General features: G+C 41.2%; 12 protein-coding genes, 1 tRNA gene and 2 pseudogenes. 8 read left to right on the top strand and 7 right to left on the bottom strand.

All coding sequences use genetic code 11. The features are described from left to right. Nucleotides 1-391: 391 nt before the first annotated feature. Nucleotides 392-818: pseudogene (locus CDC33_RS13540) on the bottom strand (ISAs1 family transposase); the annotation flags it as partial. A gap of 553 nt (nucleotides 819-1,371) precedes the next feature. Between CDC33_RS13540 and CDC33_RS13535 the strand changes: the two are divergent. Then, nucleotides 1,372-3,645, top strand: a complete 2,274-nt coding sequence (locus tag CDC33_RS13535) for a pyridoxal phosphate-dependent decarboxylase family protein (protein ID WP_109008900.1) — start codon at nucleotides 1,372-1,374, stop codon at nucleotides 3,643-3,645. Between the two features lie 158 nt (nucleotides 3,646-3,803). On the opposite strand, the pseudogene CDC33_RS13530 reads toward CDC33_RS13535, so the two are convergent. Next, nucleotides 3,804-4,328: pseudogene (locus CDC33_RS13530) on the bottom strand (ISAs1 family transposase); the annotation flags it as partial. A gap of 31 nt (nucleotides 4,329-4,359) precedes the next feature. Here CDC33_RS13530 and CDC33_RS13525 point away from each other — a divergent pair. Beyond that, nucleotides 4,360-4,914 (top strand): carbohydrate binding domain-containing protein, encoded by a 555-nt coding sequence (locus CDC33_RS13525; protein ID WP_109008899.1) that lies wholly within the window; start codon nucleotides 4,360-4,362, stop codon nucleotides 4,912-4,914. A gap of 240 nt (nucleotides 4,915-5,154) precedes the next feature. On the opposite strand, the gene CDC33_RS13520 is transcribed toward CDC33_RS13525, so the two are convergent. Beyond that, nucleotides 5,155-5,227 (bottom strand) — tRNA-Ala (locus tag CDC33_RS13520). A gap of 71 nt (nucleotides 5,228-5,298) precedes the next feature. Here CDC33_RS13520 and trhO point away from each other — a divergent pair. Continuing rightward, the gene (gene trhO / locus CDC33_RS13515) at nucleotides 5,299-6,216 is read left to right on the top strand and encodes an oxygen-dependent tRNA uridine(34) hydroxylase TrhO (protein ID WP_109008898.1); all 918 of its coding nucleotides are present in this window, start codon (nucleotides 5,299-5,301) and stop codon (nucleotides 6,214-6,216) included. A gap of 572 nt (nucleotides 6,217-6,788) precedes the next feature. On the opposite strand, the gene CDC33_RS13510 is transcribed toward trhO, so the two are convergent. After that, nucleotides 6,789-8,321, bottom strand: coding sequence for a SagB/ThcOx family dehydrogenase (locus tag CDC33_RS13510; RefSeq protein ID WP_109008897.1), 1,533 nt, complete (start codon nucleotides 8,319-8,321; stop codon nucleotides 6,789-6,791). A gap of 309 nt (nucleotides 8,322-8,630) precedes the next feature. On the opposite strand from CDC33_RS13510, the gene CDC33_RS13505 reads away from it, so the two are divergent. Continuing rightward, nucleotides 8,631-8,861, top strand: coding sequence for an addiction module protein (locus tag CDC33_RS13505; RefSeq protein WP_109008896.1), 231 nt, complete (start codon nucleotides 8,631-8,633; stop codon nucleotides 8,859-8,861). Nucleotides 8,862-9,205: 344 nt separating this feature from the next. On the opposite strand, the gene CDC33_RS13495 is transcribed toward CDC33_RS13505, so the two are convergent. Further along, nucleotides 9,206-10,054, bottom strand: a complete 849-nt coding sequence (locus CDC33_RS13495) for a M28 family peptidase (protein WP_109008895.1) — start codon at nucleotides 10,052-10,054, stop codon at nucleotides 9,206-9,208. A 698-nt stretch (nucleotides 10,055-10,752) separates the two neighbouring features. Here CDC33_RS13495 and dnaK point away from each other — a divergent pair. Both dnaK and CDC33_RS13485 read left to right on the top strand, forming a co-directional pair. Continuing rightward, a complete protein-coding gene (gene dnaK, locus CDC33_RS13490) occupies nucleotides 10,753-12,834 on the top strand; it encodes a molecular chaperone DnaK (protein ID WP_109008894.1) in 2,082 nt (693 codons plus the stop codon). 295 nt (nucleotides 12,835-13,129) lie between these two features. Beyond that, nucleotides 13,130-14,125, top strand: coding sequence for a DnaJ C-terminal domain-containing protein (locus CDC33_RS13485; RefSeq protein WP_109008893.1), 996 nt, complete (start codon nucleotides 13,130-13,132; stop codon nucleotides 14,123-14,125). A gap of 135 nt (nucleotides 14,126-14,260) precedes the next feature. Here the strand turns inward: CDC33_RS13485 and CDC33_RS13480 are convergent, their stop codons facing one another. Beyond that, nucleotides 14,261-14,560, bottom strand: a complete 300-nt coding sequence (locus tag CDC33_RS13480; protein WP_109008892.1) for a type II toxin-antitoxin system RelE/ParE family toxin — start codon at nucleotides 14,558-14,560, stop codon at nucleotides 14,261-14,263. Beyond that, complete coding sequence (locus tag CDC33_RS13475; RefSeq protein WP_109008891.1) at nucleotides 14,557-14,916, bottom strand: type II toxin-antitoxin system prevent-host-death family antitoxin; 360 nt, start codon at nucleotides 14,914-14,916, stop codon at nucleotides 14,557-14,559. The genes CDC33_RS13480 and CDC33_RS13475 overlap by 4 nt, the downstream gene beginning before the upstream one ends. Before the next feature lie 147 nt (nucleotides 14,917-15,063). Between CDC33_RS13475 and CDC33_RS13470 the strand changes: the two genes are divergently transcribed. Further along, nucleotides 15,064-15,585: a J domain-containing protein gene (locus CDC33_RS13470; RefSeq protein ID WP_109012565.1), complete on the top strand. Its 522-nt coding sequence runs from the start codon at nucleotides 15,064-15,066 to the stop codon at nucleotides 15,583-15,585. A 31-nt stretch (nucleotides 15,586-15,616) separates the two neighbouring features. Next, nucleotides 15,617-15,889 (top strand): DUF3143 domain-containing protein, encoded by a 273-nt coding sequence (locus CDC33_RS13465; RefSeq protein ID WP_069071493.1) that lies wholly within the window; start codon nucleotides 15,617-15,619, stop codon nucleotides 15,887-15,889. Nucleotides 15,890-15,899: the final 10 nt, after the last annotated feature.

The following is a 15,899-nucleotide window of genomic DNA, read 5'->3' as shown; positions in this document are numbered from 1 at the left end:
CTTATGAAGATAGTTTCGTCATTTTTTCTTACTACTACAATTACGGTTATTGGTGTGTCCACTTCTGTGGCACAAGCAGCCATTATCCAGAATGGGGGATTTGAAACAGGAGACTTTACAGGATGGACTACTTCTGGTAGGGAAAACGCATCTTATTTACTAATAAAAACTAAGAGAGATTTCAAAATGACATAGATAATTGTAAAAATTCATTAAATGATAAATAAAATAAATGAAGTATTCTCAAAAAGCATAAATTACCTTATCTGAAGCTGAATGATTATTTATTTATACTAAAATAGCTCAAGATTCGAGTTTATAAAGCTATGTTTCTTTAGAGGAAAAATGAAATTCTTCCTAAATATTCAAATTTAATTTCTGATATATTAGTTTATGCTAATGCTAAAACTCTTGCTAAATAATTGTTATCCAGCCCAGCGAGAAACTGTTTATTTTTTATTCCACGTTTGACGCGCTTCTCTTGACCTAAAAGGTTGACTGCAATATGTCTGAGAATTGCAAAATTCTGTGGAGCATTATCTTTTCTAATGCGACAGTCATCTTCCTTCAAGGCGACATCTAATATCCAATGTAATGAATTCTCAATTCCCCAATGACTGCGAATAGAATTACCAAACTGTTTAGCATTTGATTCAAGGCTACTGATAAAATAATGGGTTTCAACCGTTGTTTCACCATTTAATGAACGGACGGATTCTACCATTCCAACACTATTAAATTTTGACCAAACTGAATCTTACGTAATTGCGGATTTCATGGCGACCATGCCCTGTTTCTTCTGTTTTATATGTGCTATGTGCAATCCAGGGCAAACGCATCTAAAGTACTCTTCACTCTGACCAAGATTAAGACCCAACGAGAAATCAGTATTTTTGGCTTGATTTATTTTCCAAGGCTCAAAGCGATATCTACGACGGGCTGCGCCTACGCTAAAATCTTTGTCAATAAATAGGGATTAATGAGATTAATTTTGAGTTTATTGAGAATATACTAGCCTTATTGACATGATGCGGCCGCCCTGACTTTCAATTTGAATTGCTATACAAACTTTTACTCTCTGTGAAAATATGTAATTATACTTGCACTGTCAAGCAAATACATATATCCTATAAACCAGCTACCAAAAAAACCTGCTTAATTAGTTTTTCAGATATGAAATTCTCGTAGCTACTCGTCAATAGAGCTTTAACTGTGTTTTTTGAAGGTCAATAATCTTTTTACTTCTCTATTTCACCAATACAAATCGCAGACCGATCTGAATTAGGTAACAGTTATCAGTTAATAGCTATTAACTGATAAATAGCTGTTGAATTTTTGCTAAATCTATCCTATGTAAACAAGGAGAAAATTATGGTAACAACTCCCAGAGAGACTGCTAGCAGAGCTTTTGAAAAAGCAACACGTCGTGTCCAAAAGTACGTTAACAAAGCCAACTCATTAAATTTACAAACAACTGGTTCAAGATCAGTAGAAGCTTGGTTTTTAGGCCCCAGAGCAGAAAATGCCGACCTGCTCAAAGAGTTGATATTACAGGCGATTGACTCTCAGGCTGCATGGAGAAATAGTTACTTCCCTGAAGATCCAGCCCATATTACTGATGAAATTAAGAACTCACCAGATTACCAACAAGCAGTGGCACTTCTCAAAGAAAGTTATGATGACTTATTGGAGCGAATGAAGAAATCTGTTCCTTTCTTCAGCCTGCGTTATCAGGGACATATGGGTTGGGATACAACTATTCCTTCAGTAATTGGCTACTTCGCGGGAATGTTGTACAACTCTAATAACGTAGCTTTTGAAGGCTCTACAGTCACAACAAAATTAGAAATTGAGGTAGGCGATGATCTTTGTCGAATGTTAGGATATCATGTCCCATTCAATGAAGATGAAACTAATGAACTACGAGCTTGGGGGCATATCACTTGTGGGGGAACCGTTGCTAACATAGAAGCTATTTGGTCAGCCAGAAATCTGAAATTTTATCCGATCTCACTCAAACAAGCCTTATTAAATGATGAGACTTTGCGTACTGTAGCAGACCAAATAAAGATTAATGCTTACTCAGAAAGTTCTCTTACATGGACTGAGGAACAACTCATCAACCTCGACACTTGGCAACTGTTAAACCTCAAGGTTGATGATATCTTAGGCTTATCTACTCAAATCACGGAAAAATTAGTTAGCCAAGGCGTTGAGGAGAGCAAAGCATCTAGCATCTTATCTAGTGCCTTATCCAATTATTCTGTACAAGATTTAGGCATACAAGAATTTTCTCGGCGTTATCTACAAGATATTAAACCTCCTGTATTTTTCGTCCCAGGAACTAAACATTACTCATTCCCAAAAGCAGCAGCAGTTTTAGGAATAGGTGCTGCTCACATGATTGATGTGGAAGTTGACGAACACGCGAGAATGAGGCTTGAGCCTATAGAATCTCGGTCTGATCAAGATGGATTAAAAGGCTATAGCTTGAGAGAAGACTTAGAATATTGTCTAAAAAATCGCATTCCTGTCTATACGGTTGTTGCCGTTATTGGTACTACCGAAGAAAGTGCAGTTGACCCTCTCAAGCAAATCTTGGAGCTAAGAGAAGAATTTAGCCAAAAAGGATTACAATTTACAGTTCATGCAGATGCGGCTTGGGGTGGATATTTTGTTTCCCTCCTACGAACCGATGCAGACTTTGGTCTACCCTCTCCTAAAGATACAGCACCACCGATTTCTACTTTGAGTCCTTATGTTGAAGAGCAATTTGCCGCTCTTCCCCAGGCTGACTCGATTACTGTAGATCCTCATAAATCGGGTTACATCCCTTATCCAGCAGGAGCGTTGTGCTATCGCAACTCGGCAATGCGGAATTTAGTTACCTTCGTTGCTCCTTATATTTTTCATGGAGAAGCAGAACCAACTATTGGCATTTACGGGATTGAAGGTTCTAAACCAGGAGCGGCTCCAGCAGCAGTATATTTGAGCCATCGGATCATTCGACCCACCAAAGATGGTTATGGTCGGTTTTTAGGTCAAGCTCTTTACAGTGGCGATAAGCTCTATGCTCGACTGTTGTGTATGCCTAAAGAGGAAGATCCGTTTACTATTGTGCCTTTGACTCTAATTCCTAATTCGATTCCCGGAAATACAGAAGCAGAACAAATTGAATTTATTCGTCAAAGAATTGATGGTAGAACGAATGAAGAGATTGAGCAAGATGAAGAAGCAATGGTTGCACTTAAAGAGATTGGGACTGATTTAAATATCATAATCTACGCTTTCAATTTCAAAATCAATGGTCAACTCAATACCAGCTTAAAGAATGCTAACCTGCTGAATAAACGGTATTACGAAAATCTCAGTATTGATGAAGACGATGATCTTAACAATTATCCGATGATTGTCAGTACTACTGATTTTACCTCAGAAGCTTATGGTTCTTATTTTATTGAACATTACAAGCAGCGTTTAGGGGTAACTGGAGAAGCAAATGAACCTATTACTGTTATCCGTACTGTAGTTCAAGACCCGTGGAAGACTGAAACGGCAGAAGGTTCATTTATCGATGAGATTGAAGGAATAATTCGTGAATCGATTTTGAAAGTAATTGAGGATATTCAGGACGAAATAGAATAACGTTTTTTTCCAAAATAAGAGATGATTGCAGGAGCGATCGCTTTTAGTGATTTCATCTTTTACAAGCGGTCTCTTCACCAATTGCTGCATCATCTCTTACAAGTCCCAGGGGAAACGCACCTTATTTCCTAACAAAAACTAATAAGGATTTCAAAGTCATCTATACAAGTGCAAAACTTGACAAAATTATAAACAAATATTAATTCGGGAATTGCTGTAATTTCATTTGATTTCTCATCCACCTTTACCTGCCCTAACACTAACTTATTTGTAGTTGCCCACGCACTTACCATTTGTATTGCATTTTGCTCTCTGCTTTTATCATGAGAGCCACATAAAATTTTACCGTCAATTGCTACTACTTCACCATCCGTTATGATCTGAATTGACTTTATCCAATTTAAGAAACATTCCTGAAATCTCTGTGAATTCAATTGTGCAAATACTCGTGCAAATGTATCATGCGATGGAATGCCATTTGATAGCCCTAAAAACGTTTTCAACCACTCATATTTCGTGCAGCCATACAATTCAATTGCCACCCAACTATCTGCTCCACATATCACTGCACACAAGGCAATTGTGAGAATTTCAATTAAATTGTGTCGCTTCGTGCGGTCTATTCTTGGGTCTTCCATTAGGGCAAAGTGGTCAGCAATCGTAATTTTGGGCTTGAGCTTCACGCTTTTTTAGGGGCTTTCCTCTACTTCTAGAATGACTTTATCATCAAAGCCTCATTGCTCAACTTTCATCCCATCAGCGATCGCTACCTTTCTTAGACTCTTTAGTATATGTGTACTATATTTAGATGCGTTTGCCCTGACTACTTCTGGTTTGAGTTACAGTGGAGTTGTCCTTTCTAATATTAATCTTCCTTCCCACAGTGGAAATTACTTTGCCTCATTAGGCCCTACTGGAAGTATCGGGTTTCTATCACAGAATATCCCTACAAAAATTGGTCAGACTTACGAACTCAGTTTGTTTCTAAAGAATCAGAGCCAGGGTGCATTCCCAAATCAGTTTCAGATATTTCTTAATGGAGATAACATTTTCAATCAAGTTAACATTGACCCTCCTGATTACACCAAATACTCTTTTAACTTTATAGGAACAGCAGCGTCTACAGAATTGAAATTTGGTGTTCAAAACGATCCTGCACATTTATTTTTAGACGATGTGAATGTTATTGCCATTCCAGTTCCTGAACCCCTTTCACTTGGTGGTATAGTAGTTGCTGGTGTTATCGGGTTGTGGATGAAGCGTAAGTAAAATTCATTTGCAGTCACTTTTGTGATGATTTATGGCACGAGTGCGGGAATTGCGATGGATGCAAAATTGTAAGGAATAGATAGTTTTCTAATGGACTGTTGCGATCGCACTCCTAAACCCATGACCAGATTCAACCTTAAAAGTCGGGGAACTCTTTTAAGGGCTGGTAATCAATATCGATTCAGCCTGTTAGCTCCTCTGCCTCGATAACTTGATATGAAACTGTAAAAGCATAATCAATGGAGATTAGCGGACTCGAACCGCTGACATCCTGCTTGCAAAGCAGGCGCTCTACCAACTGAGCTAAACCCCCATAAAGTTAAAATAGTAGGTAAGTTTGGTTGTCGAGCTTATTGTAACTTATATTGTTCCATTATCAAAGGGATGAAGCCAGAAAATATCCAAGTTGTTGCAGCACTGTATAAATTTGTTAGGCTGCCAGATTTTGCCGATAAACGAGAGCCTCTGCTGTCTTACTGCCAAACGCAAGGTGTGAAGGGGACAATTTTGCTGGCACAAGAAGGCATTAATGGTACAATTGTCGGTTCGCGTCAGGCGATTGATTCTGTTCTCTGCTTTTTGCGTACTGACCCTCGTCTAGCAGACCTAGAATACAAAGAGTCTTATACCAAAACCCCCCCTTTTGAGCGAATGAAGGTGCGGTTGAAGCAAGAAATTGTGACTTTGGGATTGCCTGAAATTGACCCCAATGAACAAGTTGGTACTTATGTTAGTCCCCAAGAATGGAATGATTTAATTTGCGATCCAGAAGTAACCGTGATTGACACCCGCAATGATTATGAGGTGAATATCGGTACTTTTCAAAGAGCAGAAAATCCTCAAACTAGCTCATTCCGGGAATTCCCCGATTATGTGCTACGCCACCTCGACCCAACTAAACACAAAAAAGTTGCTCTGTTTTGTACAGGTGGCATTCGCTGTGAAAAAGCCTCATCCTTCATGCTTGCCCAAGGGTTTGCAGAAGTCTATCATCTCAAGGGCGGCATTCTCAAGTATTTAGAGGAAGTTCCAGCACAGGAAAGTTTATGGGAAGGGGAATGTTTTGTCTTTGACGATCGCGTAGCTGTCAGTCATGGCTTAGAAGAAGGAAGTTGTGAGCGATGCTTCTGTTGTGGATATCCGATTTCTGAGTCAGATAAGGTATCTCCAAAGTATGAACAAGGTATCTCCTGTCCCTATTGTTTTGATAGCCTCACCGATGAAAAAAGAGCGCGTCAGCAGGAAAAATGGCGGCACTATCAAACCCAAGTTCTTAATTCTAAAAATCGGGATGAGGGTTAAAACAATTCGCAATTCGCAATTCGCAATTCGCAATTCGCAATTACGTTTTGTAACGGGGATTTAGACCCCGCCACAAAACTTGCGGCTTGTTAGAAGCCGGGGACTTCAACCCGCCGAAGTTTGTTAAAGAAGAATTCAGAATCCAGAATTCAGAATTCAGGATTTAAGGGCAATATTACTGTAAATGTAGTACCGACTCCAATTTGACTTGTGACGCTAATTAGACCTCTATGAGCATCAACGCACTTTTTAAATCTGAAAATATAATCAATTTTTTGCAATATGCGAATTTTGCGATGTATTAAATTTGCTTGCAATCTCAACGTGGAACAGCTGATAATTTCTAGATAAAAAACCTTAAGAGCAATATCTATGCTCTTTGATACTTAGGAATAAAAAACAAGGATCTGTATTTAAAGAGACTTACCAAAAAAGTATATGTTGATTCAATCTTCATAGGAATCTGGCAGTGTAAAATATGTTTGATAGTTTACACTAAGCAAATATCACTTGCATACAGACGCAAAGAACACAGAAAAACTCTCTGCATTCTTTGCGCCTCCAGATTATTTTTATCTTGGGCGTCCCAAAGTAGTGATATATAGAACAGCTTCATCAGCAGGGATACCCAAAACTTCATTTACTTGGTCATCAAAGAAACCACCAATACCACTAACGCCTACATTCAGATGTATGGCTGCTAAATTCAAGCGTTGTCCTAAATGGCCTGCATCCAGATGTAAGTAACGGTAAACGCGATCGCCATATTGTGCGATCGCAGCTTTTAAATCGGCTGTATGGAAAAGCACTGCGGCTGCATCCCGCCCTAATTCTTGCCCCAAACAGAGAAAATGTAACTCTCTCCGAAAGTTTTTAAAACGAATTTGGCGTAATTCTTGGGCTTTGGGTGCGTAATAATAACAACCTGCCTCCAATCCTTTAACTCCGCAAACAGCGATAAATGTTTCTATTAAATTCAAATCAAAGTAGTCTGGAGAAATATCTAAACTTTGGTCGATGTAATTTTGTGGTTGGTAAGTGAAATCGAGTAAAGCTTTTAATTCATCGAAAGTTAAATCATCACCATTATAAGCGCGGGTAGAGCGTCGCTTATACATAGTAGTTTCTAGCTCTGACAGCTTTTGTCCCCAGTCTATAGGCGCAGTGTTGGTGGGAATTTTCAAACAGAAAGGAAAGTTATATTTATCCTCCAAAGATTTTTCTTGTTTGATAGCTGGTAGATTAAGATTGCCAGTTACACCTGATTGGATCTGGGTGTGTCGATGGAAATATGTCAGCAATTCACCATCGGGAATTTCGGGATAACTGGTTTCGGTGGTGGAAGGTAAAGCAGTGCATCCCAATGGCAAATTTTGATTGATATCTAACAAGTCTGCCAGAGGTAAGACAGCGATCGCACCTTCTTGTTGCGGATCAATATAAAGCAGATCGTTTACCGATTCATCCACAAAACCGCCGATTAAATGAGGGCGAAAGTCAGTAATCGCACCAGCTAACTCGATATTACCCAACAGGTGTCCCGTATCTAGAAAAATCCGCCGATAAGCCCGATCTTCATAGCGCCACGCAGAACGATAGAAAACCGCAGTCACAATAATTGCTAGTTGAGTATTTTCTAGAGAAGGATGCCAGAAACAAGCTGCTTGCAGATTTTGCCAAACATCACTTTCCCAATAATGCATGAGAGAATGAGTTCGACACTGGTAATTATATAGACCGGGCGGCAGTAACGCCGTACCACGGGAAACCACATACACCTCAGCCGGGTACAACCCGCCTGCGCTAGGAGCAGCACGTAAATATACCGCACTACCCATAGAAGGCATTCTTGCTGTCAATCCATAGCTGCGAAACAGCAACCGTGAAAGTCTTTGCCACCACTGAGCATCTGGGTTATTAGCAAATCCCTCTGTTTTTTCTTGGATATAGGGTTTGAGATCAAAAGTAGAGCCAATTTTGTACTCTTTGAAAGGTACTGGCTGTTTCGCCCAGTCTAACTGCTGACTTTTAGAGGCGAGAGTCTCAGGGTTGTATTTAGTCCGTTCGTGGTAATGCTGGGCAATTGATTGGTGTAATTCTGGCATAGTACTTTTAATATCCTTAAGGCATCCTTTTTTTGATCTTGGCATTCTTCAGCCTCATTATTTCGTGTCAATTCGTACAATCCTCAGACTCACAAAGTGGTAAATGGTAACAACTGCATTGGGGAATGGGCTTACCGTGAACGTAGCCGAACGGGAATGGGGGAGGTAGGCGCTAACACCAAGCGTATTAAACTATAAACCTTTATATTGAAGATTATGTGGCGCTTCGATTCATGGCAAACCAATGTACTTAATCTGTCAAATTCAATACTAAATCTATGCTGATTAATCGCAAGAGGATCGCAGACTATGACCGAGACAGTACAGAAACTTAGGCTTGAACTATCTCAGCTATCTATGCAAGAGCGTGCAGAGCTTGCTTACTTTTTGATCCACTCTTTAGATCAAGATGTTGACGATAACGCAGAATTTGCTTGGGATGTTGAGTTAACGAGAAGGATGGAAGAGATTAGTAGTGGAACAGCTTATGGTGAAATGTCAGACAAGGTATTTACTGAACTGCGAGAAAAGTACTCGTGAAGCAGATTATTTTTCACAGTGAAGCTAGAGCAGAGCTAGATAATTCAGTCGCATACTACGAGAAGCAGAAGGCTGGCTTGGGGCTAGATTTCTTATCTTAAGTGGAGCAGGCTATCGGCAAAATTCAGCAAAATCCAAGCATAGGAGCGCCGTACAAAATTGCCGAGTTGCGTCGCTACGTCCTTCAGTGTTTTCCCCATCTCATCTTCTACACGTAATTCAAGGAGTTTATTTGGGTGGCTGCAATAGCTCATGGAAAGCGTAAACCAGATTATTGGAAGAAACGACAGGTTGAATGATGCTTTAGAGGGCAAAAAATAAACTTATTAATTTATCTTAACTTTTCACAACCCTCGAATTGCAATTTCCAACCCTTCACATACACCGCTTAGAAAATCTAAGTTCAAAGTAGCGATCGCATCACTAGCTTTGTGATAATGGGGATTTCGTAAGAATGCCGTATCTGTCACCATCATTGCCGGATAACCCAAATCCCAAAAAGGTGCATGATCGCTAAGTCTGGTTTGAGGAACTATTAAACCTCCATTTGGCACGGGTAGCCATTGACTAGGTACGCCAGCTTTGCGAATATTACGGCTCATGCCAATTAAGTCAGGCAATGTTCGCAAATTGCCAATTAAAGCAATAAAATCGCCTCTGTCTGGGTAAAAGCGTTCCAGAGGAGGGGGGTAACTTTGGGAACCAGGCGTAGAATCGGTATAGCCCAGCATTTCTAGGGAAATCATTAAGCGTAGCTGTTGCTTTTGTTCGTGCAACAGGGCTGCATAATCAGCACTACCCAGTAAGCCGTATTCTTCCATGTCGAAAGCAACTAGCCTTAAGGGATATTTTACGGCTTGGGCAGCAAACTTTCTCGCTAATTCCAGCAACACCGCCACACCCGTGGCATTATCATCAGCCGCTACTGTTCCCGGAACCCCATCATAATGAGCGCCAATTAAAATCGGTGGCAAATCCTTTTTTTGTCGTCTCCCTTGGGAAGGTAAATTTAATATCAAGTTATTACAAGCTTTACCCCTGACATCAAAGGTGTGGATTTCCACACTCCCCCATTGGGAAAATTGCTGGCGGATGTATTCTTGGACAAAAAAATGTCCAGCCGTTGCCATGTAAGGATCGCGTTCTCGCGCGATCGCAGTTAGAGAAGTTTGTAATCGCTCTGTTAAATTCAAATGGTTAAAATAGTGGCAATATTAAGGTTTTCAGGCACTCAAACAAGCAAAGCAAGTATTAGTGAACTACTCAGACTTGCCTACGGCTGAAGTCTAAGCTTCCCAATTCATCGGGAATAGCCTCAAAAACTCTGTAGTTTTTTTGGTCTTACATTCCCTCCAAGGGCAGGAGTCCTGGTTCCCAAGACCCAAATCTTCTCTTGCGACACTTACCTATACAACTTGGTTTTCGCTTACGGCATTGGTGGTCAAGACAGCCAGTATAATACCTAAAAATTGGGGATTTGTCATCCCCCGCTCATAATCCTCATCTTTGGAGTACCTTGAAAATGGGGACTTTTGCGAAGTGTTAAGGTGCATTTAGAAACTTGCATAGGACTTACGCACACTCTACGAATTCTCGGCGCTCTTGGCGTCTTGGCGGTTCGAGAAATTAAGCTTTTTAGCAATTTTTGCGTAAGTCCTATTGCAGATACACTACATAGAAAGGATAACAAGAATTGAGGCTGCTTGGACATACCAATCATCGTCAATGCTATCCTAGTCTTGCAACTATCTGCTCTAGCTGAACTTCTTAGCTTATTGCCTTAATGATGACTATTATACCATTGAGGTGTTTTCATCCAATAGCATAAAGCTAGAGGTAGTTCCGCCCAATCATAATAAATATATAAGACACTTTAGGAGAAGAGTAACGCATGGGCAAGGTAGTCGGCATCGACTTGGGTACAACCAACTCAGTAGTCGCCGTTATGGAGGGTGGCAAGCCGGTGGTGATTGCCAATGCAGAAGGAATGCGAACAACCCCCTCCGTAGTTGGCTTCAGCAAAGAAGGCGAAAGGGTGGTTGGGCAAATGGCACGGCGACAAACCGTCCTCAATCCACAAAATACTTTTTTCGCAGTGAAACGCTTCATTGGGCGTAAGTATGGCGAACTTAGTCCAGATTCCAAGCGTGTACCCTACACCATCCGCAAGGACGAAGTAGGTAATATTAAAATTGCCTGTCCCCGGCTCAATAAGGATTTCGCCCCAGAAGAAATTTCGGCAATGGTGCTGAAAAAATTGGCAGACGATGCTAGTCGCTATTTGGGTGAACCGGTAACAGGGGCAGTAATTACAGTACCCGCTTATTTTAACGATTCTCAACGGCAAGCAACCCGCGATGCTGGCAGAATTGCCGGTTTGGAGGTGCTGCGGATTCTCAATGAACCAACTGCTGCATCTTTGGCTTATGGATTAGATCGGGGTGACACGGAAACTATTTTAGTCTTTGACTTGGGTGGCGGTACTTTTGACGTATCGATTTTAGAAGTAGGCGATGGCATATTTGAAGTTAAAGCTACCAGTGGAGATACGCAACTTGGTGGTAACGACTTTGACAAAGTAATAGTAGATTGGCTAGCAGAGCAATTTCTGGAAGCCGAAGGGGTAGATTTAAGACGCGAGAGACAATCTTTACAACGTCTGATGGAAGCGGCGGAAAAAGCCAAAATTGAGCTTTCTGCTGTCAGCGTCACCGAAATTAACTTACCTTTTATTGCTGCCGATCAGGAAGGCCCCAAACATCTGGAAACTCGTCTAACGCGTTCTCAATTTGAAGGCTTGTGTGGTGATTTGGTGGGGCGATTGCGGACACCAGTGAAACGCGCCCTCAAAGATGCCGGACTCTCATCGAGAGACATTGAAGAAGTGGTGTTAGTTGGCGGTTCTACACGGATGCCAATGGTGAAGCAGCTAGTGCGGGACTTAATTGGCATAGAACCTAACGAAAACGTCAACCCTGATGAAGTAGTGGGAGTGGGTGCAGCAATTCAAGCAGGAATTCTCGCAGGCGAACTCAAAGATGTGCTGCTTTTGGATGTCACACCCCTTTCTATGGGATTGGAAACCATTGGCGGCGTGATGAAAAAACTCATTCCCCGCAATACCACCATCCCAGTCCGTCGTTCTGATATTTTTTCCACGTCCGAAAATAACCAGAATACTGTGGAAATCCACGTAGTCCAGGGCGAACGGGAAATGGCAGCAAACAACAAGTCTTTAGGACGTTTCAAGCTGTATGGGATTCCACCAGCACCACGGGGAATTCCCCAGGTTCAGGTGTCATTTGATATTGATGCTAACGGGATTTTACAGGTAACAGCCCTAGATAGAACCACTGGGCGAGAGCAGAGTATCACCATTCAAGGCGCTTCCACGTTGAATGAGTCAGAAGTGAATCGGATGATTCAGGATGCTCAGAAATACGCCGATGTCGATCGCGAACGTAAAGAAAGAGTAGAAAAGCGGACTCGTTCAGAGGCGTTGATTTTCCAAGCAGAACGACAGCTTAGAGAAGTAGCACTGGAATTTGGTATGCAGTTTGCCCGAAACCGCCGCCAAAGAATTGATAATATTTGCCGAGACTTAAAAGAGAGTCTTAAGGAAAATAGCGATCGCGGTATTGATCAAGCATACGCCGATTTGCAAGATGCTCTCTATGAGCTAAATCGGGAAGTCAGGGAAACTTATGCTGAAGATGAGGATGACGACTTGTTTGGTACAATCCGTGACATCTTTACTGGTGATAAAGATAAAGAACGCGACTTCCCCAGAGATACATATCGGGAACGCGACTCATACAGTAAGGACTATGGCAGAGATTACGGTAAAGATTATGGCAGAGACTATAGTCGAGACAGTCGTTCCTCTTATGAAAGCCAAAGCCGTCCGCCACGCAAATCCCGTCCCAGCTACCAGGATAACTGGGATGATGAAGAAGACAATGATTGGTTGTAAGAAAAGTTAGGAGTTAGAAGTTAGGAGTGAGGAGTTAAAACAATTCGCAATTCGCAATTCGCAATTCGCAATTACGTTTTGTAACGGGGATTTAGACCCCGCCACAAAACTTGCGGCTTGTTAGAAGCCGGGGACTTCAACCCGCCGAAGTTTGTTAAAAGTGAGGAGTTAGGAGTGAGAAGTGAGGAGTTAAAAATTAAATCTTTCAACTCCTAACTCGTGTACAGATGCGATTAATCGCGTCTCTACTCATAATTAATCCAAAATCTAAAATCTAAAATTTAAACAACTGACTATGCAAAATTTGCCTAATTTCCGCGATTATTACGAGATTTTGGGAGTATCTAAAGACGCTTCTGGTGAGGAAATTAAAAAGGTTTATCGGCGTTTAGCAAGACAATATCACCCTGATCTGAATCCGGGTAACAAAGAATCTGAGGAAAAATTCAAGGATATTGGCGAGGCTTATGAAGTCCTTTCAGACTCAGCCAAGCGATCGCAGTACGACCAGTTTAGCCGCTACTGGAAGCAAAAAGGCTTTGCAGGCAACAAACAGACGCCAAAGGCTAAAACCTGGCAGACTGGTGCTAGCGATCGCAACGGCAATCAAGACGTAGATCCAAGCCAATTCTCTGATTTTGAAAGCTTTATTAATCAAGTTATCGGCGTCAAAAATAAAAATACAGCAAGTAAGTCCAATAATGGCAATAATACCGATCCGTTTCGTTCCCCCAGAACAAAAGTTGCCTACACAGTTAGCCCCCCACCTCGAACTACCCGTCGAGATATAGAAGCCAGATTAACGCTCCCACTAGAAAAAGCTTATCAAGGTGGTAATGAACGCATTCGCTTAGAAGATGGGCGATCGCTAGAGGTTAGTATGCCTCCAGGTATGGTAACAGGTCAAACCATCCGTCTGCGGAACCAAGGTGTTGGTGGTGGCGATTTATACTTAAAAATTACTGTTACTCCTCATCCATTATTTAAGTTAGATGGTTTAAATATCCTCTGCCAAGTACCAGTTACTCCCACAGAGGCAGTTTTAGGAGGACAGGTAGAAGCACCAACTTTGGATGGGCCTGTAAAAATGACCATTCCTGAAGGAGTTAGGTCTGGTCAAAAATTCCGGCTAGGAAATAAAGGCTACCCCAGCGATGATGGCAAACGTGGCGATCAATTAGTAGAAATTCAAATAGTTACCCCAAAAAATATTAGTCAAGAAGAACGAGAACTCTACGAAAAGTTACGGCAAATTGAAACTTTTAAACCCCGTGCTGATTTACTGAGTTAGGGAAGCTATCGCATATCCAGCTATCTACCAAAATAATTTGTAAGTAATGCTATAAATCCCTTAATTTATCAATGGAGAAAAAATGTAATCAATATTTTAAGCTTTCTTATTTATTCGTAGGGACTTAACTATGAATTACGAATTATCTTGAAAAATAGTTTCTATATCTTGTGAGCCGTGCAATATACGTGCAATTTCTATGCCTTTGTCTATTGGGCTATAAAAAATTAAATAATTTTTTACCGGAAAACTTCGCAAAAAAGGTGCTAATTCAGACCGTTCTCTGCCCATTTGGGGAAATTTAGCCAGTTTTGGAAAGCTTTCTCGCAGAGTATCAAAAAGTTGATTAGCAGCTTTTAAATTATTTGGCGCTATATATTTCCAGATATTTTCAATATCTTGCGCTGCTTGGGTAGAAATCCGAAATCGACTCATACAGAATCGCTGTCAGCCAATTTTTCGTGGCCTTGTGCTTTAATATTTGCAAAAAAAGCCGAAAGTGACTCGTCATTATATTCAGTATACTGACCGCTCTCAAGTTGCTTAATCCCAATGTCAATCTGACTGCGTAACGCTTCTAACTTAAATTTTTCGAGTTCTTCCTCAAGACGAGCGAGTTTATCTATCATTTGCTGAAACGCTTGCGCTTCATGTACCACAACCTCCGCTTTCCCGTTTACAGTTAGTACAAGTGGCGACTTTGTGGACTTGATCCGCTCTAGATAATCCTTGGCATTGCGTTTGAAATCGGTGAGAGTTTGAATATTTTCGAGATTAATTTTGATATCCATCGCATCTAATTCAATGCTTTATAAAATATTTTATCAAATACTTGACCTGCTCTGTCTTCTTCCGGCTTCGCCAATCACAAAAGATTTAGAATATAAAAAATATCTTTGAGCAAGGTGACTCAAACAGCCGTGAATGACAACGGGGCAATGCCACAAAGCAGTAAACCAACTTATTACTCCCTGCTAGGACTGCATCCCTCGGCATCGGTAATCGACATTCGTCGTGCTTATAGGCAACTGAGCAAACGGTATCATCCTGATACTACAGATTTGCCTACTGCGATCGCCACTCTCAAATTTCAGCAAATCAACGAAGCCTACGCGACCCTTAGCCATCCAGAACGGCGCTTAAGCTACGATTTCAAAATTGGCTATTCTCGCTTTGCGGTGATTCAACCACCTCCTGACTTAAACCGTCCCGTCTCGCGTCATGACTGGTCAAAATCAGCTTACCTCGATCCTAGCGATCGCCCCCTCTCATCTGGCGAAATTTTTGCTTTATTTATGCTGGTGTTAACATTTGTAGGTTGTCTGATACTAGCAATTGCCATTGGCTTAACCCGTGGTGAGGCTGCGATCCATTCGCCTTTGCTACAGCCAACTCCATCTGTACAACATCAAATTAACCATGTATTGCAACTAATTACCCCTATAGTAATTAAAAACTAAAAAACTTCCTAATCAAAAATCCAAAATTCCTATGCCTCTTCTTCCCTCTGATACCCCCTTATATAATCATCCCCTGCCACAAATTGAACAGTGGCTAAAAGACCAAGGCTGTCAACAAGACGACACACAGAGGCATTGCTGGCATGTACAGCGCCCTAGTTGGAAAGCTGAACTGTGGCTCGATGTTGAGCAAATCGTAGTGCGATATGTCCAATCTGGGGAAAATGGGCAAGATATTCAACGTTCATTCAAGTATTCTCTGAGTCGGGATGATGTAGAACAAGCGGTGTTTTCTGGGCCATAGATATCGCTTT

The organism is Nostoc commune NIES-4072 (genome assembly GCF_003113895.1).
GTDB lineage: Bacteria > Cyanobacteriota > Cyanobacteriia > Cyanobacteriales > Nostocaceae > Nostoc > Nostoc commune.
This window is presented reverse-complemented; position numbering and strand designations above follow the sequence as displayed.

Coding starts and splice junctions, on each gene's coding strand:
- CDC33_RS13505 (WP_109008896.1), top strand. CDS start 8,631: ATGACCGAGACAGTACAGAAACTTAGGCTTGAACTATCTCAGCTATCT.
- CDC33_RS13475 (WP_109008891.1), bottom strand. CDS start 14,916: ATGGATATCAAAATTAATCTCGAAAATATTCAAACTCTCACCGATTTC.
- trhO (WP_109008898.1), top strand. CDS start 5,299: ATGAAGCCAGAAAATATCCAAGTTGTTGCAGCACTGTATAAATTTGTT.
- CDC33_RS13485 (WP_109008893.1), top strand. CDS start 13,130: ATGCAAAATTTGCCTAATTTCCGCGATTATTACGAGATTTTGGGAGTA.
- CDC33_RS13470 (WP_109012565.1), top strand. CDS start 15,064: ATGCCACAAAGCAGTAAACCAACTTATTACTCCCTGCTAGGACTGCAT.
- CDC33_RS13480 (WP_109008892.1), bottom strand. CDS start 14,560: ATGAGTCGATTTCGGATTTCTACCCAAGCAGCGCAAGATATTGAAAAT.
- dnaK (WP_109008894.1), top strand. CDS start 10,753: ATGGGCAAGGTAGTCGGCATCGACTTGGGTACAACCAACTCAGTAGTC.
- CDC33_RS13535 (WP_109008900.1), top strand. CDS start 1,372: ATGGTAACAACTCCCAGAGAGACTGCTAGCAGAGCTTTTGAAAAAGCA.
- CDC33_RS13525 (WP_109008899.1), top strand. CDS start 4,360: ATGACTTTATCATCAAAGCCTCATTGCTCAACTTTCATCCCATCAGCG.
- CDC33_RS13465 (WP_069071493.1), top strand. CDS start 15,617: ATGCCTCTTCTTCCCTCTGATACCCCCTTATATAATCATCCCCTGCCA.
- CDC33_RS13510 (WP_109008897.1), bottom strand. CDS start 8,321: ATGCCAGAATTACACCAATCAATTGCCCAGCATTACCACGAACGGACT.